Source organism: Jeotgalibacillus proteolyticus, from assembly GCF_050107735.1.
In the GTDB taxonomy this organism is placed as follows: Bacteria; Bacillota; Bacilli; order Bacillales; family Jeotgalibacillaceae; genus Jeotgalibacillus; species Jeotgalibacillus proteolyticus_A.
Window position 1 is genome coordinate 53,351 of record NZ_JBNILO010000013.1, and the last position, 22,353, is coordinate 75,703.

General features: G+C 43.0%; 15 protein-coding genes. 6 read left to right on the forward strand and 9 right to left on the reverse strand.

Annotation, left to right across the window (positions count from 1 at the left end; translation table 11 throughout):
- Positions 1-44 precede the first annotated feature (44 nt).
- From ACQCT8_RS16755 to ACQCT8_RS16780, 6 genes are all read right to left on the reverse strand, one after another.
- Positions 45-998 (reverse strand): diacylglycerol kinase, encoded by a 954-nt coding sequence (locus ACQCT8_RS16755; protein WP_426873018.1) that lies wholly within the window; start codon positions 996-998, stop codon positions 45-47.
- Between the two features lie 212 nt (positions 999-1,210).
- Positions 1,211-1,768 (reverse strand): thioredoxin family protein, encoded by a 558-nt coding sequence (locus tag ACQCT8_RS16760; RefSeq protein ID WP_426873020.1) that lies wholly within the window; start codon positions 1,766-1,768, stop codon positions 1,211-1,213.
- Between the two features lie 374 nt (positions 1,769-2,142).
- A complete protein-coding gene (gene gatB / locus ACQCT8_RS16765) occupies positions 2,143-3,576 on the reverse strand; it encodes an Asp-tRNA(Asn)/Glu-tRNA(Gln) amidotransferase subunit GatB (protein ID WP_426873022.1) in 1,434 nt (477 codons plus the stop codon).
- Positions 3,577-3,590: 14 nt separating this feature from the next.
- Positions 3,591-5,048, reverse strand: coding sequence for an Asp-tRNA(Asn)/Glu-tRNA(Gln) amidotransferase subunit GatA (gene gatA / locus ACQCT8_RS16770; protein WP_426873024.1), 1,458 nt, complete (start codon positions 5,046-5,048; stop codon positions 3,591-3,593).
- Between the two features lie 13 nt (positions 5,049-5,061).
- The gene (gene gatC / locus ACQCT8_RS16775; protein ID WP_278242300.1) at positions 5,062-5,352 is read right to left on the reverse strand and encodes an Asp-tRNA(Asn)/Glu-tRNA(Gln) amidotransferase subunit GatC; all 291 of its coding nucleotides are present in this window, start codon (positions 5,350-5,352) and stop codon (positions 5,062-5,064) included.
- Positions 5,353-5,735: 383 nt separating this feature from the next.
- The gene (locus ACQCT8_RS16780) at positions 5,736-6,167 is read right to left on the reverse strand and encodes a YueI family protein (RefSeq protein ID WP_426873027.1); all 432 of its coding nucleotides are present in this window, start codon (positions 6,165-6,167) and stop codon (positions 5,736-5,738) included.
- 539 nt (positions 6,168-6,706) lie between these two features.
- Between ACQCT8_RS16780 and putP the strand changes: the two genes are divergently transcribed.
- The 6 genes from putP to ACQCT8_RS16810 all read left to right on the forward strand — a co-directional run bounded on the left by putP (position 6,707) and on the right by ACQCT8_RS16810 (position 16,494).
- A complete protein-coding gene (putP, locus tag ACQCT8_RS16785) occupies positions 6,707-8,146 on the forward strand; it encodes a sodium/proline symporter PutP (protein ID WP_426873097.1) in 1,440 nt (479 codons plus the stop codon).
- 424 nt (positions 8,147-8,570) lie between these two features.
- On the forward strand, positions 8,571-10,436 hold the full coding sequence (gene glgB / locus ACQCT8_RS16790) for a 1,4-alpha-glucan branching protein GlgB (RefSeq protein WP_426873029.1): 1,866 nt from the start codon (positions 8,571-8,573) through the stop codon (positions 10,434-10,436).
- 39 nt (positions 10,437-10,475) lie between these two features.
- Complete coding sequence (locus ACQCT8_RS16795; protein ID WP_426873031.1) at positions 10,476-11,633, forward strand: glucose-1-phosphate adenylyltransferase; 1,158 nt, start codon at positions 10,476-10,478, stop codon at positions 11,631-11,633.
- Positions 11,630-12,655 carry a sugar phosphate nucleotidyltransferase gene (locus tag ACQCT8_RS16800; protein ID WP_426873033.1) on the forward strand — a complete coding sequence of 342 codons (1,026 nt, stop codon included), beginning with the start codon at positions 11,630-11,632 and terminating at the stop codon, positions 12,653-12,655. Before ACQCT8_RS16795 ends, ACQCT8_RS16800 begins: the two co-directional genes overlap by 4 nt.
- The gene (glgA, locus tag ACQCT8_RS16805; RefSeq protein ID WP_426873035.1) at positions 12,652-14,091 is read left to right on the forward strand and encodes a glycogen synthase GlgA; all 1,440 of its coding nucleotides are present in this window, start codon (positions 12,652-12,654) and stop codon (positions 14,089-14,091) included. The genes ACQCT8_RS16800 and glgA overlap by 4 nt, the downstream gene beginning before the upstream one ends.
- A 3-nt stretch (positions 14,092-14,094) precedes the next feature.
- Positions 14,095-16,494, forward strand: a complete 2,400-nt coding sequence (locus tag ACQCT8_RS16810) for a glycogen/starch/alpha-glucan phosphorylase (RefSeq protein ID WP_426873037.1) — start codon at positions 14,095-14,097, stop codon at positions 16,492-16,494.
- 324 nt (positions 16,495-16,818) lie between these two features.
- Here ACQCT8_RS16810 and ACQCT8_RS16815 read toward each other — a convergent pair whose 3' ends face one another.
- Genes ACQCT8_RS16815 through pcrA form a run of 3 tightly spaced genes read right to left on the reverse strand, consistent with a single transcriptional unit; the run spans position 16,819 to position 22,308 of the window.
- Positions 16,819-18,033 carry a CamS family sex pheromone protein gene (locus tag ACQCT8_RS16815; RefSeq protein WP_426873039.1) on the reverse strand — a complete coding sequence of 405 codons (1,215 nt, stop codon included), beginning with the start codon at positions 18,031-18,033 and terminating at the stop codon, positions 16,819-16,821.
- Between the two features lie 7 nt (positions 18,034-18,040).
- A complete protein-coding gene (gene ligA, locus ACQCT8_RS16820) occupies positions 18,041-20,056 on the reverse strand; it encodes an NAD-dependent DNA ligase LigA (RefSeq protein ID WP_426873041.1) in 2,016 nt (671 codons plus the stop codon).
- A gap of 14 nt (positions 20,057-20,070) precedes the next feature.
- On the reverse strand, positions 20,071-22,308 hold the full coding sequence (gene pcrA, locus ACQCT8_RS16825; RefSeq protein ID WP_426873043.1) for a DNA helicase PcrA: 2,238 nt from the start codon (positions 22,306-22,308) through the stop codon (positions 20,071-20,073).
- Positions 22,309-22,353 lie beyond the last annotated feature (45 nt).

Consider the following 22,353-nt stretch of genomic DNA (forward strand, 5'->3'; position numbering starts at 1 on the left):
AAGACCTATGCCGGGTCTTTTTTTGTGCTGCGATAGTTGAAACTTTATTCATACAAACTGTTTTTAAGGGTTACGGTTTTATCCGCTTCTACCCGATCCTGCTCTCTCAGCTGATCCAAAGGAGCAAACACGGTCAGGTGGCGGTAAAGATTTTGAAATTCCGCGGGAAGAAGACCGCCATATTCTCCATCCAGATTTAACTGGACCTTTTCTTTTGCTGTTACTTTTATATGGTTCGCTTTTACATACACAAGATGAGGATCGTTCAAGTGATCTCCACGTAAAGCAAGAGAAATGATGCGAATGGTCTCTGCCAGGTTTGTTTTCTTTAAAAATAGCAGCGTAAACAGACCGTCGTTGATCGAAGAATCCGGTGCAAGCTTTTCAAATCCGCCTACAGAATTCGTCAGACCAACGAGAAAAATCATAACCTCCCCTTCAAAAACCTTTCCGTCGTATTCAATACGGACATCTGAAGGCTTAAAGGAAGGCAGCATTTCAATCCCTTTGAGGTAATACGCAAGCTGACCCAGCATGGTCTTCAGTTTGCTTGGTACTTCGTATGTTAATTCAGTGATACGTCCGCCCCCGGCGATATTAATAAAGTACCGATTGTTCATTCGGCCAAGATCGACGGGGATCGTCTCCCCTTTAATTATAATATCAACTGCTTTTTCAATATCGCGCGGAATATGAAGGGCGCGGGCAAAATCATTGGTGGTACCCATCGGAATCAAGCCGAGTTTGGGGCGGTTCGGCTGCTCTGCTAAACCATTGACCACTTCATTTAACGTGCCGTCCCCGCCTGCTGCAATAACAAGGTCATATCCCCGTTTGACAGCGGTCTCTGCTGCAAGGGTGGCGTCCCCTTCTGCTGTCGTTGCGTGACAGGACGTTTCATAGCCGGCTTGTTCAAGTTTCATCAATACCTCGGGAAGATGCCGTTTAAACAGCTCTCTTCCTGATGTTGGATTATAAATAATACGGGCTCTTTTCATTAGGGTTCATCCTACTCTTTGTAAAATAAGGCGCTTAACGATCGTGGTGTGAAAGTCCGTTCTGCCTGAAATCACAGGATATACATACATTCTATGCTGCAGAAAGCTGAACTTTATTCCTTTATTTCGCCAAAAAAAGACAAGCCGGAATCCCAGCTCATCTCTATCATAACGCGAGGGGAAAAAGATTTCCACCTTCTTCTTGCATAAGCTTATGTCGTTTGAAGTGTCTGTTTTAATTCGGCGTATACTTCCATCCAAAAATCCTTGCGTTCCACATAAGCTGAAGTAAGGTGTTTAATGAGCAGGTCCTGACCATCCTTAAAGGCTGGGTCATCCTTTGCAGGCAATGAACTTCTTGCTTCATCTACAAAGCTCTGCACTTTTTTAGCTCTTGGCCCCCATTTGGCTACTTCCCTGCCCTCTTCATCAATGAAAATAAAAATGGGAATCGAACGCGCTCTTCCATCCGTTAAGTACTGGTCCATCAGTTCCAGATTTGAATCACGGAGAAGGAATCGCACTTCCACATCCGCAGCTTCTCCGAGCGCAATTAAAACCGGATTATTCATCATGGCATCTCCGCACCAATCTTCCGTTAACACAATGGCGCGTATATGACGGGCAGCAAGCTCTGAGAAAAACTCCTGATCGTCAGGAAGGGAAAATTGTCTGCTCACTTCATCCATATTTTCTTTATGAGCAGTCATCTGATCTCTGTATTCCTCAACCGTTAAGCCTTTTTGAAACCATTCATTTAATGCTGACATATCAATCACCTCATGGACTGGATTTTCTTTTAAGAATGGCATACCCGTTGAATCTTTACCATTATTTTGCTCAAAAAAAGCCTGAGACAAAAAATGTCTCAGGCTTTTTGACCGGTTCACTTCTCTTCAGGTGGACGCTTTCCGCAGGGACGCCGCTGAGCCTTTTCAGGGCTACGCCCCTCAAAGTCTCAGCTTGCCGTCATATCCTGCAGGAGTCGCCACCTTCCGCTCCGCTCACCTCTTACTATTCACAAATACTTCTTTATTCTTTAAACTTTTTTGATTTATGCCTCAGCGTCTATTAAATGGTTCGCTGTGCTTAAGGCTGACGCTTTCCCCGCAACTCACCTATACTGATTTTTTTAGCTTTGTTCCTATCTTTTCTGAATTTCCTGATTCAAAAGCTTATTGACCATAGGCGGATTTGCCTGCCCTTTAGAAGCTTTCATAATCTGGCCTACTAAAAAGCCAATGGCACGGTCTTTACCATTTTTAAAGTCTTCTATCGACTGAGGATTTGCATCCAGTACGTCCGTTACGAATTTTAACAGTTCGCCCTCATCCGAAATTTGCACGAGCCCTTTTTCTTTTACAATTTTCTTAGGGTCTCCGCCATTTTCGATCAGTTCTTTAAACACTTTTTTCGCAATCTTGGAAGAAATGGTACCATCTTCAATCAATTTTATCATTCCAGCTAAACCTTGTGGTGTTAACGCGACATCCTTCAATTCCTTCTGGCCTGCGTTTAAGTAGGCGGATACCTCTCCCATGAGCCAGTTTGAAGCAAGCTTTGCATCTGCTCCCTGTTCAAGCGTCAACTCGAAGAAATCAGACATTTCCTTTGTCAGCGTAAGCACCATCGCATCATAGCCCGGCAGCCCAAGCTCCTCCACATACCTTTTTTTACGGGCATCAGGAAGCTCAGGAATCGAAGCACGGACTTCTTCTCTCCACTCTTCATCTATAAACATCGACACAAGATCCGGTTCAGGGAAGTAGCGGTAATCATCCGATCCCTCTTTGACACGCATCAGCAGCGTTTTCCCTGTCGATTCATCAAAGCGGCGTGATTCCTGCTGGATTTCTCCCCCGGACAGCAGCACTTCTTCCTGACGGATTTGTTCGTGCTCCAGCCCTTTCTTTACAAAGTTAAAGGAGTTCAGGTTTTTAAGCTCTGCTTTTGTTCCAAACTCTTCCTGACCGATCGGACGAAGGGAGATGTTGGCATCACAGCGCAGCGAGCCTTCTTCCATCTTGCAGTCAGACACTCCTGTATATTGAATAATAGATTTTATTTTTTCAAGATAGGCATAGGCTTCAGCAGGTGTTCGCAGATCGGGCTCTGAGACAATTTCAATCAGAGGTGTTCCCTGACGGTTATAATCACAAAGGGAGTAGCCTTTATCTGTGTGAGTCAGCTTGCCTGCGTCTTCTTCAAGGTGAAGGCGTGTGATGCCTATTTTCTTCTTGTAGCCGTCTACTTCAATTTCTACCCAGCCATGTTCTCCGATCGGCTGATCAAATTGAGAGATTTGATAGGCCTTTGGATTATCCGGATAAAAGTAGTTTTTACGGTCGAATTTCGTATTCTCAGCGATTTCACAGTTTAACGCCATCGCTGCTTTCATACCCCATTCAACTGCACGCTTGTTAATAACCGGAAGTACTCCCGGATAGCCAAGGTCGATAACATTCGTGTTCGTGTTTGGTTCTGCACCAAAATGAGCAGGCGCAGGCGAGAACATTTTTGAATCTGTTTTTAATTCTACGTGGACTTCAAGTCCAATGATCGTTTCAAAGTTCGTCATGGTCGTTCTCCCTCCTACAATCCCGGTTTTTGTTTATGATGATCTGTTGCTTGCTCATAGGCATGAGCTACTCTGTAAACAGTGCTTTCATCAAAATGCTTCCCGATGATTTGAAGGCCAAGTGGAAGACCTTGCGATGAAAACCCTGCAGGAACTGAAATTCCGGGAACGCCCGCAAGATTCACGGGGATTGTCAGAATATCATTGGCATACATGGTCAGAGGATCATCTATTTTTTCACCAATTTTAAAGGATGGTGTAGGTGTAGTCGGACCAACAACCACATCATACTGCTCAAAGATCTGATCAAAGTCCTGCTTGATTAGCGTTCGGACTTTCTGCGCTTTTTTATAGTACGCATCGTAATAGCCTGAGCTTAACGCATACGTTCCAAGCATAATCCGGCGTTTCACTTCATCGCCAAACCCTTCAGATCGTGTTTTCTTATACAAATCAATGAGGTTTTCTGCATTTTCTGCCCGGTAGCCGTAACGAATCCCGTCAAAACGGGCCAAATTCGCAGATGCTTCAGAAGAAGAAAGCAAATAATACGTCGCTACACCATACTTAGAGTGAGGCAGGGATACTTCATGAACATCAGCACCAAGTCCTTCAAGAACGCTTAGCGCTTTTCGGACAGATGCCCTTACTTCTTCACTGACGCCTTCACCGAGGTACTCTTTCGGGACTGCCACTTTCAAGCCTTTAATATCGCCTGTTAACGCTGCACGGTAATTCGGTACGTTGACATTGGCAGACGTGGAATCATTCGGATCCAGACCGGCAATTGCTTCTAATAGATAAGCGTTGTCCTCAACATTACGCGTGATCGGACCAATCTGATCCAGAGAAGAAGCAAATGCGATTAATCCAAAACGGGAAACACGTCCATATGTAGGCTTAAGACCAACAACGCCGCAAAAAGAGGCCGGCTGCCGAATGGAACCGCCTGTATCAGATCCTAAAGAAAATGGAACCTCGCCAGCTGCGACTGCTGCAGCGGATCCTCCTGAAGAACCGCCGGGAACGGTGTCCAGATTCCAGGGATTTCTTGTTTTGGCCCAGTGTGAATTTTCAGTTGAAGATCCCATTGCAAATTCGTCCATATTTAATTTCCCAATGGTAATTGCATCAGCAGCCTGCAATTTATCCACAACTGTAGCATTATAAATTGGATCAAAGTTGCCAAGAATTTTACTGGCCGCTGTTGTCCGGAGACCTTTTGTAACAATATTGTCTTTTACTCCGATCGGCATTCCAAACAGCATGCCCTTAGAATCTGAGGAAACCTTGGACTGAAGCTCTTCAGCCTGAAGTAGTGCACGCTCTTCATCCAGCGTAACAAAAGCCTGTACCTTTTCCTCCACCTCTGCAATTCGCTTGTAGGATTCACGCACAAGATCTGTAACGGTGATTTCTTTTTTATTTAGCTGGCCTTGAAGATCTGCCAGTTTATGGTCAAATAATGACATCTGTTTCCCCTCCCTATTCCAGAATCGTCGGCACTTTTACTTGGCCATCCTGATGATCTGGTGCGTTTTTTAGTACTTCTTCACGGGGAAGACCGCCAGTTGACTTGTCCTCACGCATGATGTTTTTCATCTCAAGAACATGTGTTGTAGGCTCTACGTGATCTGTATCCAGTTCATTCAGCTGTTCAGCAAATGTAATAATAGACCCCAGCTGCTCAGCAAATTGTTCCGCTTCCTGTTCTGTAATAGCAAGACGCGCCAAGTGGGCTACGTGCTTCACTTCATCTGTTGTTATTTTTGTCATTGTGTCAGTCACCTCCGCGATTGTTCGAACACTCACAATACTGTTTATCATACCAAAAAGCCGCTTTAGAAGGCAAACTGCACGGTGAAAAAATTCAAGCCGGATAATGTCTGATCTATTTTAGTAACTCTTTTCGGCTGCATTATTTGCTCAATCTCTTACGGGCTTCTATTTAAATAGAAGTAAATTTGTTCTTCAGCATCAAATTAACCAGACTCACGGCTTATCTGAAAAATAAAAAAGGCTGCGACAAAAATGCCGCAACCACATGCAGACTGCCAGTGCTTATTATTGGTAAAATACCCCTGTTCTCCGCTTCCTCATATCTTCTGGAGACAAGAGGGCGATACTGTTTGAGAAGGCTTTTTCTTTTTAAGAAGCCCCTACCCAAATAATCGTTTAAAGAATGACGTCTTTTCTTTTTTCTTTTTATCTTTTTTTCTTTTCGGCAGCTCGATCTCAGCTTTTTCCACTGCATCAGGATGAGCCAGGACAAGCCCATATTCAGCGTTATGCTCTTTATTGGACACCACGGTATATGACAGCTTGTGCTCATCTGCCAGCTGAATATATTTTGAATAAAAACGGTAGTTCATGTTTCCATTTAAAAAAAGCTTGAGATTTGGATGGTTCTTTGCAGCTTGTTTAATTTCCGGATAAACAGTCTCTTCCCTAACCTGATGCTGATAGAGAACAAATTCAATTCGTTCCCTGATCGTACCAAGATATTTTCTTCGTTCATCGGGCAAAGTTTCTTTTGCACCGTAAATACCGTCCTGGATGTAATCATCCACGCTTTTCTGCTGCTTGCTCATGCTGCCACCTCGCTTTGATTTGGTTCATTCTATTATCATTTATTCTATCTCATATTATGCTTCTATTCACGTCATACACCCGCACTAAACGTGACAGGACATGCAACTTTTGACCCTTCTTGGACAATTAAAGAAATGGACGCATAAAAAATGGTTTATTAGTGACAATAGATACAGGGACGTATTTGATTATTTTTTGAAAAATCTTAAAATATTCCGCTTTACAGCAGCTTTTTAGTTAATTACAAGTTTTACCAAAACTCGTCCGAAAGTATTATTTGAATTGTTAGAATAGTTTTATTTTAATTTCTTGTAAAATCCGCGTTAACCCTTGATGCTATAAGGACGTAAGTCTAAATTACCATCCATTACCTAGTTTAGCGTGCTTGAATAAAGGTTATTTGTTTGTTAGGTTATTCACCTGTAAGTGTCTAGAAGTTGTATAGACAAAAATTATGAAATACGAAAGGGGAGATATTGTGGAAGCCGTTACGATTGGATGGGAAGTTTACATCTCATTAGCGCTTTACTTTATCGGAATGCTGGGCATTGGTTATTATGCCTATAAGAAATCAACAGGAGATTTATCAGAGTATATGCTGGGGGGAAGAAAAGTCGGCCCTGCGGTTACGGCGCTGTCTGCCGGAGCATCTGACATGAGTGGATGGATGCTGCTTGGTTTACCAGGCTCGATCTATGTTTCCGGACTTTCGGGCATGTGGATTGCGGTTGGTTTATCAATTGGTGCGTATTTAAATTACATTCTTGTTGCACCTCGCCTTCGTACCTATACGGAGGTAGCAAACGATTCAATTACAATACCGGATTATTTTGAAAACCGATTTGTTGATAACACGAAAATATTGCGATTTGTTTCTGCTATTGTCATTATTATTTTCTTTACCGTATATACCTCATCAGGCATGGTAGCCGGCGGAGTTCTTTTTGAGAGCGCGTTTGGTATAAATTATTTAACCGGATTAATTATTACGGCGGCGGTGGTTCTCGCTTACACATTGTTTGGTGGATTCCTTGCTGTTAGTATCACAGACTTTGTTCAGGGCTGTATTATGTTTCTGGCACTTATTCTTGTGCCGGTGGTTGCCTTTATGGAACTTGGCGGAATAGGCCCTACTTTTGACACAATCGAAGCGGTAGACCCTACCCTTACATCTTTTTTTGAGGGAACTACAACCCTTGGATTAATTGGGTTATTGGCATGGGGGCTTGGTTATTTCGGACAGCCTCATATTATCGTCCGCTTTATGGCGATTCGGGATGTTAAGTCGTTGACGGCAGCCCGCCGAATTGGGATGACCTGGATGATCGTGGCCATTATTGGAGCACTTTTTACTGGTCTTACGGGTTTTGCTTACATTACGACAACTGGACAGGAATTAGCGGATCCGGAGACAATCTTTGTCTTCTTCTCACAAGTCTTATTCCATCCAATTATCTCAGGGTTCCTGCTTGCAGCTATTCTTGCTGCAATCATGAGCACGATTTCTTCCCAGCTTCTTGTTACATCAAGTGCACTGACAGAAGATTTTTATAATACCTTCCTGAAGCGTGAAGCTTCTGATAAAGAACTCGTATTGGTCGGCCGTATTGCTGTACTTCTCGTCGCAATTGTTGCGGTGTTCTTATCACTTGATTCAGACAGTACCATTCTTGACTTAGTCAGTAACGCATGGGCAGGATTTGGTTCTGCGTTTGGACCAGCCATTCTGCTTAGCCTTTATTGGAAGAGAATGAACCGCTGGGGCGCTCTTGCAGGAATGCTGACAGGAGCCCTTACGGTTATTCTGTGGGTATATATCTTTGATTTGAGCGATTTCCTATACGAAATGGTTCCAGGATTCTTCTTGAGTATGCTGGCTATCATAGTAGTGAGTTTGACAACTGGAAACTCCCGTAAGCCTGTACGTGAAGGCTACGATGAGTTTGAAAAAGTTCATGAAGTAGAATCAAATAAATAAACGTGCATCAACTTCAATCTGTCCGGGCTTGCTTTCGCTCAGATAGGAAAATAAATTGATCAGAAAATCCGAAAAGGAGAATATTCCCTTTTCGGATTTTTTTATCTTGTGATTAACCTGGAGAAAATAGGGGTACAGAAAGATAAAACTAATTTCTAATAGCTGCTAAATATTTGAAATGCTGTAATTGGTTATCTTTGTCTTTGCTTCCCTGCAGAAGGTCTTGCAAATACAGAATTCCATTGTGGTTTTAAGCAGCTTTTTTCTCATTTATCTCAATTTTAATGGGAGAATATTATAAAAAGTTCTAAAACGACCTCCTTGAAATCTTTTTTTACTAAAAATGCTTTTCTTTTCAAGGGTTTTACTCTCTTCATGTAGAATAGCTATTTTATAAACTCCTATGAAAGGATGAGGGCCTCTAATGATTGCTGCACCAAGCGAATACGATGTTCATTTGTTTCACGAAGGCACCCTGTATCAAGCCCATAAACTTTTCGGGGCACATTTAATAAGAAGACGATCGTCCACCTTGCTCACCCGTTTCACAGTTTGGGCGCCTCATGCTGTATCTGTATCGGTTGTAGGAAACTTTAATAACTGGAACCCTGCTTCTCATCCTCTTGAAAAATTAAACAACGAAGGAATTTGGAGTATAGGGATTGAACAGGATCTTGAGGGCGAGGTTTACAAGTATTCCATTCAGACTTCGAGTGGGGATGTGGTTCTTAAAGCGGACCCTTATGCATTTTACTCAGAGCTTCGCCCAAATACGGCATCTGTAGTGTATGACACAAAAGGGTACGTATGGAATGACAAGCTTTATCGGCAGCGCGTGCGCAGAAGACGCCCTGTTTATGAAAGACCACTTGCCATTTATGAGCTTCATTTAAATTCATGGAAACAAAAGGAAGATGGTTCCTATTTTACGTACCGGGAGCTGGTGGATGAACTCATTCCTTATATAAAGGAAAGAGGATTCACGCACATTGAAATTCTTCCGCTGACCGAGCATCCCCTAGATGCCTCCTGGGGATATCAGGGCATTGGTTATTTTTCTCCAACAGCCCGCTTCGGAACTCCTCATGACCTGATGTATTTTATTGACCACTGTCATCAGGAGGATATCGGCGTTTTGCTGGATTGGGTGCCTGGTCATTTTTGCAAGGATGAACAAGGTCTTTATATGTTTGATGGAGAGCCAACTTACGAATACGACACGTTTGCGGACCGTGAAAACATCGAGTGGGGAACTGCCAATTTTAATTTGGCAAAGGGAGAGGTCAGAAGCTTTCTTATATCCAATGCCTTATACTGGATTGAAACATTTAAAATTGATGGACTCCGGGTTGATGCGGTTGCAAATATGCTCTATTGGGCCAACAGCGAACCTTCAGCCGTAAATCCCTATACAATTGAGTTTCTTCAGGAGTTAAATACAGCCGTATTTAAAGAACATCCTCAATTTCTTATGATGGCAGAAGATTCTACTGACTGGTCAAACGTTACCTCCCCCGTTCATGAAGGCGGCCTTGGGTTCAATTATAAATGGAATATGGGCTGGATGAATGATGTGCTGGATTATATGGAACACCCTCCGTTTGAACGCAGGCATCATCATCATAAAATGACCTTTTCACTTGTGTATTCTTATTCAGAAAATTTTATTTTGCCGCTTTCACATGACGAAGTTGTGCATGGTAAGCGTTCTCTGCTGCATAAGATGCCGGGAGACTATTGGGAAAAGTTTGCCCAGCTTAGATTGCTTTTATCTTTTATGATGGTTCACCCTGGAAAAAAGCTCCTGTTTATGGGAGCAGAGTTTGGTCAATATGATGAATGGAAGTTTGTTCAAGGTCTTGACTGGTTTTTAAAGGACTATGAATCACATGCAAAAACAGATGTTTTTACCAAAGAGCTGCTTGCCTTTTATCTCGGACAAAAGGCCCTGTATCAGCTTGACCACGATCCTTCAGGCTTTGAATGGATCGATGCAGATAATGCAGAGCAAAGTATCTACACATTTATTCGTAAAGGAAAAAGAAAAAGTGACACGCTCGTGATTGCATGCAATTTCACGAATGTTGCTTACGAGACGTTTAAAGTTGGCGTCCCGATGAAAGGAAAGTGGAGTGAGGTTTTCAATAGTGATCTAGCTGAATATGGCGGATCGGGACAGCTCCATCAAACAAAAACAGAAACTGAAAACGTTTCGATTCATAACCGTGAGCAGGCGATTTCCATTTCGATCCCGCCTTTTGGAATGACGGTTTGGAAGCCATCCAAATAATCGGGCAGATAATAATTATTAAATAAGGGGTGTGACATGATGGTAAAGAAAAAATGTGTTGCCATGTTATTAGCAGGAGGACAAGGAAGCCGTCTTCAATCACTTACAACGAGCATTGCAAAACCGGCTGTTCCATTCGGAGGAAAATACAGAATTATTGATTTCACCCTAAGCAATTGCACAAATTCTGGGATCGATACAGTAGGCGTGCTGACGCAGTACCAGCCGCTTGTGCTGAATTCCTATATCGGCATTGGAAGTGCATGGGATCTTGATCGCCGAAATGGCGGTGTTACCGTCCTCCCTCCTTACACGGAAGCGTCGGAAGTTAAATGGTACAGTGGAACAGCGAATGCCATTTACCACAACATGAAATACATTGAGCAGTACAATCCTGAATATGTTCTTGTGTTATCAGGGGACCATATTTATAAAATGGATTACTCAAAAATGCTTGACTATCACATCCAAAACGAAGCTGAAGCCACTATTTCGGTAGTGGAAGTTCCATGGGACGAAGCCAGCCGCTTTGGCATTATGAATACGAATAAAGACTATGAAATCCTTGAATTTGATGAAAAGCCTGCTGAACCGAAAAGCAATCTGGCGTCCATGGGAATTTATATTTTCAACTGGAAGGCATTAAAAGAGTTCTTAGAGGTTGATAATGTAAATGAAGAGTCCAGCCATGACTTTGGGAAAGATCTTATTCCGCTATTCTTAAACGAAGACAAACGCCTGATGGCATATCCATTTGACGGCTACTGGAAGGATGTTGGTACAGTAAAAAGTCTTTGGGAAGCCAATATGGATCTTCTTAAAGAAAATCCTGGCTTGAATTTATTTGATCACTCGTGGAGAATTTATTCACGCAACCCGAATCAGCCGCCTCAATATATCTCACACCATGCAGAGGTGAAAGAATCTCTCGTTAACGAGGGCTGTTTCATCGCAGGAAAAGTACAGCACTCCGTAATTTTTCAGGGCGTGAAAACCGGCGAAGATTCTCTCATCGATGAAGCTGTGATCATGCCGGATGCGGTTATTGGCAGCAATGCAGTGGTCAGAAGAGCGATCGTTCCGGAAGGAATTCACGTGCCGGACGGAATTACGATTGAGCCTGAAGGCGATTCTTCAGACATTATTCTTGTAACGGATGAACTGATTGAGAAATTAAGAAAGGACGTGACTGCATGAGCCGTTTATTAGGAGTGATTGATGCTACAAATGTAGTTGGAGGACTGCAGGATCTTTCCCTGAATCGATCTGTTGCCTCCATTCCATTTGCAGGAAGATACCGGTTTGTCGATTTTATTTTATCCAATATGGTGAATTCAGGAGTCGAAAGTGTAGCGATATTCCCAAAACACCAGTATCGATCTCTTATGGACCATATCGGATCGGGTAAAAATTGGGACCTGGATCGAAAAAAAGATGGATTGTTCTTTCTTCCTCCTTTTTTTGAACCGAATGAAAACAGTACGGTGGGTTCTTTTGCCCGCCTGGATCAGCATTTGGACTTTTTTAAACGCAGTCACCAGGACTATGTCTTTATCGCAAACAGCTATGTTATTACCAATATCGATATTGAAGAAGCACTGGCTGAACACCTGATTCATGATCATGATATTACAGAGCTGGTGAATCATACACAGTCTCTTGATATGTATATTGTAAAAAAATCATTGTTGATTGAACTTATTGAGAACCGGAAAAACTCTCAGTTTATTTCTGTATCAGATGTGGTCAACCAGCCGCTTCATAATTTTACTATCGGCACTTACACTCACACAGGATATGCTGCCATTATGAATTCCATCGAAGCGTATTTTCATCATTCAATGAAGCTGCTTGACCCTACTGTCTGGAATCAGCTCTTCCCTGCTGACCGTCCTGTATTTACAAAAGTTAAAGATGAGCCGCCTACCCGCTATTCTTCAGCTTCCACTGTAACGAATTCCATGATTGCAAATGGTGCAGTCATTGAAGGCAGAGTGAACAGCAGCATTATCTCTAGAGCGGTTAAAATCGGGAGAAACTCACACGTCACCAATTGTGTTGTAATGCAAAAAAGTCAAATTGGAGAAGGCTGTACACTTGAGTATGTCATTCTTGACAAAGATGTCAGGGTCTTAGACGGTGTAACTTTAAAAGGCTCTCCTGAAAAACCGCTTGTCCTGCGTAAAGGAACGGTACGTGAAATGGCGGTGAGCATGTGAAGATATTATTCGCAGTATCCGAATGTGCTCCATTTGTAAAGTCTGGGGGCCTCGGCGATGTAGCCGGGGCTCTTCCTAAAGAACTGAAAAAAATGGGATCAGACGTACGTGTAATGATGCCGAAGTATTCAATGATTGCAGAAGAGCTCCGTCAAAAAGCGAAGAAAATTACTTCTATCTCCATCCCTATGGCGTGGAGAAGCCAATATTGCGGAATTGAAACGCTTGTACATAATGATGTGACCTACTACCTCATTGATAATGAGTATTATTTTTACAGAGATACGCTATACGGTCACGGAGATGACGGGGAACGATTTTCATTTTTCTGTCAGGCTGTACTCGAGGCGCTGCCCGTTATTCCATTTAAACCCGATCTGATTCACTGTCATGATTGGCATACCGGCATGGTCCCTTTCTTGCTTGATCGCAAATACCGGAACGACCCTTATTACCGGGATATGAGAACAGTATTTACCATCCATAATCTTCAATTCCAGGGCTGGTTTACTCCTGAAATCTTAGGGGACTGCCTGAATTTGGACGATTATCATTATTATTCAGGGGATCTGGAGTACAATGGCTCGGTCAACTTTATGAAAGGCGCCATTTTAAGCTCCAACGCACTGACTACGGTAAGCCCTACCTACCGTGACGAAATTCTGACTCCTTTTTTTGGAGAGCAGCTGGATGGCATTTTACGCGAGCAGTCATTTAAACTGCATGGGATTTTGAATGGAATTGACACCGAAAGCTACAATCCGGAAAGTGACCCGCTGATTGATACGAATTTCACACTCAAATCCATTGAAAAAAAAGATGAAAATAAACTCGCTCTTCAGCGGCAATTTAATCTGCCTGAGGATAAAGACATTCCCGTGATTGCCATGGTTACCCGCCTGACGGAGCAAAAAGGTCTGTCTTTAGTTCAGCGGGTCATGCATGAATTGCTTGAGGAGGAAAAAGTCCAGCTGATTGTTCTTGGCAGCGGCGAATATGAATTTGAAGATTATTTTAATTACCTTGCCGGCACCTACCCTGAACAAGCTGGAGTTTATATTGGTTTTAGCGAAGCTATTGCTCATCAGATTTATGCAGGTGCAGATTTCTTTTTAATGCCTTCACTTTTCGAACCGTGCGGATTGAGTCAGTTGATTTCCTTTCAGTACGGTACCATTCCCATCGCTCGTGAGACAGGAGGACTCAATGATACCGTCCATTCTCTTGACGAGACGGATTTCAGCGGAAACGGCTTTACGTTTGCTCATTACAATGCACATGATATGAAGCATACAATCCTTCGTGCCCTCTCTTTTTACCGGCACGAACACGCATGGCCGGCTCTTAGAGAAAATGCCATGTCAGGTGACTACAGCTGGGCAAAATCTGCTGCTCAGTACCACGAGCTTTATTCAAAGCTCAAGAGGAGGCATTAATTCATGTTCCAAAGCAAAGATGAGTTTAAAGCTTCTTTTTCCCAAAGGCTGGAACAAACAGCCGGGGTATCATTCGCTAATTCTACTAAACAGCACCAGTATCAGGCTCTAGGCATGATGGTGCGTGAATTTGTCAGTACCAACTGGATTGTTTCCAACGAAGATATTCGCAAGAGCGGCCAAAAGGAAGTGTATTACTTATCGATTGAGTTTTTGCTTGGAAGACTTTTGGTCAGTTCACTTATTAATCTTGGTGTGAAAGACATTGTAGAAAAAGGGCTGCGCGAATTAGGCATTGAATTAAGTGAACTTGAAGAAGCTGAGGCGGATGCAGGGTTGGGAAATGGCGGGCTAGGTCGTCTGGCTGCCTGTTTTCTTGACTCGATGGCTTCGCTGAAACTCTCTGGTCATGGACATGGAATCCGGTATAAGCATGGATTATTTGAACAAAAAATCATTGATGGCTATCAGGTTGAATTGCCCGAGCAGTGGCTTAGAAACGGAAATGTCTGGGAAGTCCGCAAGCCCGACCTGGCCATTGAAGTTCCTTTTTGGGGAGATGTTCAATGGATTGAAAAAGACGGAAAGCTGGTCTTTGTTCATGAGCATGCGGAAACTGTACTTGCGGTTCCGTTTGATATGCCGGTTCTCGGCTATGACACAACCCGTGTGAACACGCTTCGTCTGTGGGGAGCTGAACCCGCAAAGCATTATCCTCCTCATAAAGATTTTATGCAGTATAAAAGAGACACTGAACAAATTTCAGAATTCCTGTACCCGAATGATATGTCAAATGACGGAAAAATCCTTCGGCTGAAGCAGCAATACTTTTTGGTACGTTCGAGTTTGAAAAGCATCATCAATGACTATAAGGAAAATCACAGCGATTTATTCGATTTTCATGAGCATGTGGCTATTCATATTAACGATACTCACCCTGCACTTGCGATTCCTGAACTGATGAGGATTTTCATTGATGAAGAAGGAATGAAATGGGATCAGGCCTGGACGATTGTTACAAACACCATTTCGTATACAAATCACACCATTCTCTCAGAGGCGATGGAAAAATGGACAATAGAACTTTTCAAGCCGCTCTTCCCTCGTATTTACATGATTGTCGAAGAAATAAACGAGCGTTTTTGCAAAGAACTGTGGAGAGAATATCCCGGTGACTGGGACCGCATTGAGGAAATGGCCATTATTGCACACGGCTTTGTTAAAATGGCACACTTATCCATTGTTGGCAGTCACAGTATTAATGGAGTAGCAAAGCTCCACACTGAAATACTAAAAAAACGTGAAATGAAAAATTTCCACGAATTTTATCCGGATCGATTTTCTAATAAAACGAACGGCATCACACATAGACGCTGGCTCTTACAGGCAAATCCAGAACTTACCTCCTCCATTTCAAAGGTCATAGGAACAAAATGGATTTCTGAACCTCAGCGATTAGCAGAGCTTGAAAAGTTTGCAGACGACTCATCATTTCAGCTTGAGATAGACGAAATGAAACAAAAGAAGAAAAGAGAATTGGCAAAGCTGATCTTTGATAAGGATCTTCTTCCAGTAGATGAGCACTCTATTTTTGATGTTCAAATCAAACGGCTTCATGCGTATAAAAGACAGCTTCTAAATGTGCTGCACATCATGCACTTGTATAATCGCATGAAAGAAGATTCATCCTTCAGGCCGCATCCACGTACATTTATTTTCGGGGCAAAAGCAGCTCCGGGATACGATTATGCAAAAAAAGTCATTAAGCTTATTCATTCAGTTGCCAATATAGTCAATTATGACCCTGTTTCAAAGGATACACTTCGCGTAGTCTTTTTAGACAACTACCGTGTGTCACTTGCGGAAAAAATCATTCCAGCCACGAACGTCAGTGAACAGATTTCAACGGCAAGCAAAGAAGCGTCCGGTACTGGGAACATGAAATTTATGATGAACGGCGCTGTGACGCTTGGAACGCTGGATGGAGCAAATGTGGAAATTGGCGAGCTGACAGGTCCTGAGAATATATTTATCTTCGGATTAAAAGCTGAAGAAATTATGCATTTTGAAAAGTATGGGGGCTATCATTCTCATGACTATTATCATAATGACCGAAGAATTAAACAGGTCGTTGATCAATTAACCTCCGGATTTTTCCGAGACTCCTATTACGACTTTGAAACACTGTCTGATTCTTTATTGATGGAAAATGATCAGTACTTTTTGCTGAAGGATTTTTCCGCTTATGCAGATGCACAGGATCAGGTCGCAGCTGCATATACCGACCGGAAAAGATGGCTTAACATGAGCATTCATAATATTGCTCAGTCCGGCTTCTTCTCGAGTGATCGAACGGTCAGTGAATATGCAAAAGAGATCTGGAATGTCCAGCCGCTTTCATAGATAAACATACGGGACATACCTATGACTCTGGCAGAATATCTTTAAACAAAAAAAGGTTCATAAAAAAGAAGAAAGAGGTTGAGACAAAAGTGTCTCAGCCTCTTTGACCGGCTCACTTCGCTTCAGGCGGACGCTTTCCGCAGGGACGGCGCTGAGCCTCTTCAGGGCCTTGCCCTGTAAAGTCTCAGCTTGCCGTCATATCCTGCAGGAGTCGCCACCTTCCGCTCCGCTCTCCTCAAACTAGTAATAATACTGCCTCATTTTTAAACATTTTTTTAATTTTGTTCTGCCACTTATTTATATTGATTTTTGTTTTCCTTACATTTAGTGCTCATACAAATGAACAAATGGCTCCGTTTCCTCCGGCTCTTTTAAAATCAAGGCCTCAGGACCGTTTACCGATGTAATGCTTACCTCGATGGCAAAATAAGAAGGAAACTGATCGATCAATCTTCCTGCGATAAACTGGGTAAAGCCGACAATTTCTGCTTTTCCGTAAAATTGAATCGGAATATCAATTTTTAAATTCGTCAGCTGGTCGCCTTGATAGCGTCCGGTCCCTATTACACTATTAAAATTCGGAAAATAGGTTTCGATATCCTGTTTAAAATTTAAGAACGCTGTCTCATCATCTCTAAAGTTTTCGTTTGCTTCAGCAGAAGGAAACAAGACATAATTTTCATTCATAGCGTTCCAGTCTCCCAGTTCATCCGATCCGCCTTCAGCTGATGAATAGCCGATAAAATTACCTGGTATAACCGCATTTCTTGGCTCCTGCTTAAATAAAGCTACTGTGATCGGAACGTCAGCGAGGTCGGCTTTTTCAGGATCTTCAGCAGCCATTGTCCTCATTCGCTGAACGACCTCCTGCGCCATCCTTCTGCCCTCTTCCTCAATCTTATCCTGAGAAATAGGCTCTTCAAAGGTTGCGCCATATGGATCATTATCATCCTGGTAATAATAAACTGAATTCAGCGCTAAGCCAACGACAACACCTCCGAGCTGAACCTTGCTTTCATCCTCGCCGGATTTAGCAAAATAATTATGCTCCTGAATATGTGCCAGATAAATAGGGCTGTTTTTTGCACGCTGTTCCCTGTTTCCTTCTCCTGAGTCAATTGGATTCAACCCGACATTGTTTTCAGGAGCAATGTCATTTTCTCCAAGCTGCTCTTCATTGTATTCGCGGGAGAGCCAGCTTGTAATCGTTCCGCTGTCGAGAAATTGACCAGGCTGAAAAAAGTAATCAGCCGGATCAAAATTTTGCTGGGCAATTCTCATTAAGCCGCTTTCAAGTTCGGCAACATCAAAGTTCGATGCCACATTGTCCACAACCATTCCTCTCGAAGGAGAAGGTTCAAATGGAAGAAGCGTGCGATAGTAGTCATCTGAAATTTGGAAGTTTGGAATGATAACCGTCTGACTTTCTGCTTCTTCAGGCAAATTTTCTTGAACGACTTCATCTTCCTGCTGAAAATCAGGCACACATCCGCCTAGTACTAAAACAGCTCCAAATGCAGCTGCTGACCATTTTTTCATAGTAGCCTTACACCTCTTGTCCGTTTATTTCTTCCAGGAGCCTGTTTTCATCCCATACCGTAATTCCCAGTTCCCGGGCCTTGGACAGTTTCGAACCTGCTTCTTCTCCTGCAACAAGCAAATCCGTTTTTTTGCTGACACTTCCTGTTACTTTACCGCCAAGTATCTCTATTTTCTCTTTCGCTTCATTTCGTGTCAATTGTACTAATTTCCCAGTCAGCACTACAACCTTGCCTGAAAAAGCGGAATCAACGTTTTCACTTCGATAAAGCTTAGGTCCTTTGTAGGTCAAATTCACGCCTGCTTCTTCAAGCTCACGAATCAGTTCTTTCACTTCCTGCTGGCTAAAATAAGTGACGATGCTTGAAGCCATTTTGTCACCTATTTCGTCTATTTTAAGTAAATCTTCTTCGGATGCTGTCATAAGTGCGTCCATCGTTTCAAAATGCTGGGCAATGGTTTTGGCTGCTTTAGCTCCAACATGACGGATCCCTAGTCCAAACAGCAGCTTTTCCAGAGAATTTTCTTTCGATGCCTCTATCGCATTTAAAAGATTGGCGGCCGACTTTTCAGCCATGCGTTCAAGAGCGATCACATTCTCCATTGTTAACCGGTAAAGATCTGCTACATCCTCAATTAACTCTTCACGATACAATTGGGCTACGACCTTTTCTCCGAGGCCGTCAATATTCATTGCATTTCTGGATACAAAATGAATGAGTCCCTCTTGAATCTGTGCAGGACATTTCGGATTAAGACATCGCAGCGCCACTTCCCCTTCCAGCCGTTCCAGCTCGCTGTCACAAGCGGGGCAATGAGTTGGCATCATAAATTCCTTTTCGTCACCTGTGCGCCGATCTGTAATGACACTGACGACCTCAGGAATAATGTCCCCTGCTTTTTTGACCACCACATGATCTCCAATGCGGATGTCTTTCTCCCGGATTAAGTCTTCATTATGAAGAGAAGCACGCCCAACTGTGGTGCCTGCCACCAGAACCGGCTCCAGAAGTGCAGTAGGTGTCACGACTCCTGTACGGCCGATACTGAGCTCAATATCATTTATGACGGTCACAACTTCTTCTGCAGGAAATTTAAATGCAATGGCCCAACGGGGGCTTTTCACTGTTGTGCCAAGCTCTTCCTGCTGTGAAAGTGAATCCACTTTAATGACAATACCATCAATATCGTACTGCAAATCAGCCCGTTTTTCTGTCCATTCCTTTATATAATCAAGCACTTCTTCAATGGATGAGCATTTACGGCGTTCATTATTCGTCTTAAAACCAAGCTCCCCTAAAAGATCCAGCCCTTCACTTTGTGCTTCCACTCCCGTTTCTCCAGGATCCCCTATGCCGTATAAAAACAAATCCAGATTTCTTGATGAGGCGATCCTTGGATCCAGCTGTCTGAGAGAACCTGCTGCAGCATTTCTTGGATTGGCAAATGGAAGCTCATTGCGTTTTTCCTTCTCTTCGTTCAACGCAATAAAAGAGGAACGGGGCATAAAAGCCTCCCCTCTTACTTCTATACTAAAAGGCTCTTTTAAGCGCAGCGGGATGGAGCGGATCGTTTTTAAATTGACGGTAATGTCTTCTCCAACCGATCCGTCTCCGCGGGTAGCACCCTGAACAAAAAGGCCGTTTTCGTAGCGGAGAGACACGGCAAGTCCATCAATTTTTAGCTCACAAATGTACGATATCTTATCGCCGACCGCTTTTCGTACGCGTTTATCAAAGTCACGCAAATCCTGCTCATTAAAGGCATTGCCCAGACTCAGCATCGGATTTTTATGATTCACTTTTGAAAACTGCTCCAAAATGGACCCGCCGACTCTCTGTGTAGGAGAGTCTGGTGTTTGCAGGTCAGGATAGTCTTCTTCAAGCTTTTTTAATTCATGAAGGAGCTTGTCGTATTCAACATCCGGAACAGATGGCTTGTCCAGCACATGATATTCATAGTTATATTGCCGCAGTAAATCCTGAAGTTCTTTTACTCGCGATTCTGCCGATGCGTAATCCATTTATCGTCTCCCTTTCATTCCGTTACTTTATTAACAGGAGCAAATTTTGCTAAAAGACGTTTAATGCCGGTAGGGCTTGGAAATGCAATATCGAGTTCCATTGAATCGCCTTCGCCTTTAACGCTGACGACTGTTCCTACACCCCATTTGCCGTGGGAGGCTTTATCTCCAACACTCCAGCCAATACCGCTTCCACCTGTATCTTTAGGAGCAGGACGGCTGACTGGCTTTCTTGGTGCAGGTCTCTTTTGACCAAAGGTTCCTCCGCTTCGCCCGTTGCCAAATGGATTGGATGAGGATTCTTTTTTCATAGGCTCTTCAATCAGTTCACTTGGAATTTCGGCAATAAAACGCGATACCGGATTCATATTGGTTCGTCCAAAAAGGGTTCTCATCTGTGCATTTGAAATAAACAGCTCTTCTTCAGCTCTGGTTATTCCTACATAGGCTAGTCTTCGTTCCTCTTCCATTTCCGCTTCTTCCATTAAAGAACGGCTGTGAGGAAACACGCCTTCTTCCAGCCCTAGCAAAAAGACAACCGGGAACTCCAGCCCCTTCGCTGAATGAAGGGTCATTAGCGTTACAAGCTCTGATGATGATTCTTCCTTATCAAGCTGATCAATATCCGCGACTAACGCAAGATCCGTTAAAAAAGCAACAAGGCTTTTGTCATCGTTCGCTTCTTCAAATGCCTTGGTAACCGATAAAAACTCATCAATATTTTCGAGCCTGCTTTGCGCTTCAATTGTTTTTTCGGCTTTCAAAGCGTCCCTGTAGCCGGATTTCTCGATGATATCTTCTACTAATTCAGTGACGGATAAATACTCCTGCATCTGAGTATAATTTGATAGAAAATCACGGAATGCAATGACTGTCTTGGTGATTTTAGGACTGATGTCAATAAAATCTCCCAATCCAAGCGCATCATACATCGACATATCATGATCCCTGGCATAATTCGCAATTCGGTCCACTGAAGTGGAACCTACTCCACGCTTTGGCACATTGATTATTCTCGTTAAACTGATATCATCAGCCGGGTTCGCTACTAAGCGAAGATAGGCAAGAATGTCTTTAATTTCTTTTCTGTCATAGAATTTTGTTCCTCCAACAATCGTGTATTCGATGTTGGATTTCATTAATACTTCCTCCATTACACGGGACTGCGCATTTGTCCGGTAAAGGATGGCGAAATCAGATCTTTTTCTTTTTCCCGACATGACCAGCTCATTAATTTTACCTGCCACAAATTGAGCTTCTGCCTGTTCGCTGTCTGCCCGATAATAGGATATTTTCTGGCCATCTGAATTTTCTGTCCACAAATTCTTAGGCTTGCGGTTAGGGTTGTTTTGGATAACCTGATTGGCTGCATCCAGTATTTTTTTAGTTGAACGGTAATTTTGTTCGAGCATGATAACGGTAGCATTGGGATAGTCTTTTTCAAATGACATGATGTTGGTGATATCCGCTCCACGCCAGCGGTAAATCGACTGGTCGGAATCCCCTACTACGCATAAGTTTTTAAAGCGCGAGGCAAGCTGCTTTACCAGCATATACTGCGCGCGGTTTGTATCCTGATACTCATCCACATGGATGAATTGAAATTTGCGCTGATAAAATTCAAGCACTTCCGGGATCCGTTCGAATAAGTGAATGGTTTGCATAATCAGATCATCAAAATCAAGCGCAGAGTTTTTTCGCAGCCTGCTCTGATATTCAGTGAAAATTTCACTGATCGTCTGGTCAAAATAGCTTCCAGCCTGTTTCGCAAACTGCTCAGGGGTGGTCAGCTCGTTTTTAGCGGAGGAAATGACAGAGAGTATGGCTCTTGGATCAAATTGCTTTGGATCAAGATTCTTATCTTTCAGGATCCGTTTTATCACGGATTGCTGATCGGTAGAATCCAGAATCGTAAAATTCCGATTAAATCCAATACGGTCAATGTCTCTCCTTAAAATTCTTACGCACATCGAGTGAAATGTGGAAATCCATACATCCTCTGATGCACCGCCGAGGATTTCTCCCACACGGTTTTTCATTTCTCTTGCTGCTTTATTGGTAAAAGTAATCGCTAAAATATTGTAGGGTGCGACTCCTTTTTCTATCATTAAATAGGCGATCCTGTGGGTCAGGACTCTCGTTTTTCCCGACCCCGCTCCGGCCATTATTAAAAGAGGGCCTTCTGTTGCTTTGATAGCTTTCGCCTGTTCAGGATTCATTCCGTTAAGTAATCGATCAGTTAAAAATTGCATTCCCTCACCACCTCGAACATTTGTTCTTATTATATAATATCAAGC

Bases quoted from the DNA above. Each gene is read 5' to 3' on its own strand.
- ACQCT8_RS16755 (WP_426873018.1), bottom strand. From the start codon at position 998: ATGAAAAGAGCCCGTATTATTTATAATCCAACATCAGGAAGAGAGCTG.
- ACQCT8_RS16760 (WP_426873020.1), bottom strand. From the start codon at position 1,768: ATGTCAGCATTAAATGAATGGTTTCAAAAAGGCTTAACGGTTGAGGAA.
- gatB (WP_426873022.1), bottom strand. From the start codon at position 3,576: ATGACGAACTTTGAAACGATCATTGGACTTGAAGTCCACGTAGAATTA.
- gatA (WP_426873024.1), bottom strand. From the start codon at position 5,048: ATGTCATTATTTGACCATAAACTGGCAGATCTTCAAGGCCAGCTAAAT.
- gatC (WP_278242300.1), bottom strand. From the start codon at position 5,352: ATGACAAAAATAACAACAGATGAAGTGAAGCACGTAGCCCACTTGGCG.
- ACQCT8_RS16780 (WP_426873027.1), bottom strand. From the start codon at position 6,167: ATGAGCAAGCAGCAGAAAAGCGTGGATGATTACATCCAGGACGGTATT.
- putP (WP_426873097.1), top strand. From the start codon at position 6,707: ATGCTGGGCATTGGTTATTATGCCTATAAGAAATCAACAGGAGATTTA.
- glgB (WP_426873029.1), top strand. From the start codon at position 8,571: ATGATTGCTGCACCAAGCGAATACGATGTTCATTTGTTTCACGAAGGC.
- ACQCT8_RS16795 (WP_426873031.1), top strand. From the start codon at position 10,476: ATGGTAAAGAAAAAATGTGTTGCCATGTTATTAGCAGGAGGACAAGGA.
- ACQCT8_RS16800 (WP_426873033.1), top strand. From the start codon at position 11,630: ATGAGCCGTTTATTAGGAGTGATTGATGCTACAAATGTAGTTGGAGGA.
- ACQCT8_RS16810 (WP_426873037.1), top strand. From the start codon at position 14,095: ATGTTCCAAAGCAAAGATGAGTTTAAAGCTTCTTTTTCCCAAAGGCTG.
- ACQCT8_RS16815 (WP_426873039.1), bottom strand. From the start codon at position 18,033: ATGAAAAAATGGTCAGCAGCTGCATTTGGAGCTGTTTTAGTACTAGGC.
- ligA (WP_426873041.1), bottom strand. From the start codon at position 20,056: ATGGATTACGCATCGGCAGAATCGCGAGTAAAAGAACTTCAGGATTTA.
- pcrA (WP_426873043.1), bottom strand. From the start codon at position 22,308: ATGCAATTTTTAACTGATCGATTACTTAACGGAATGAATCCTGAACAG.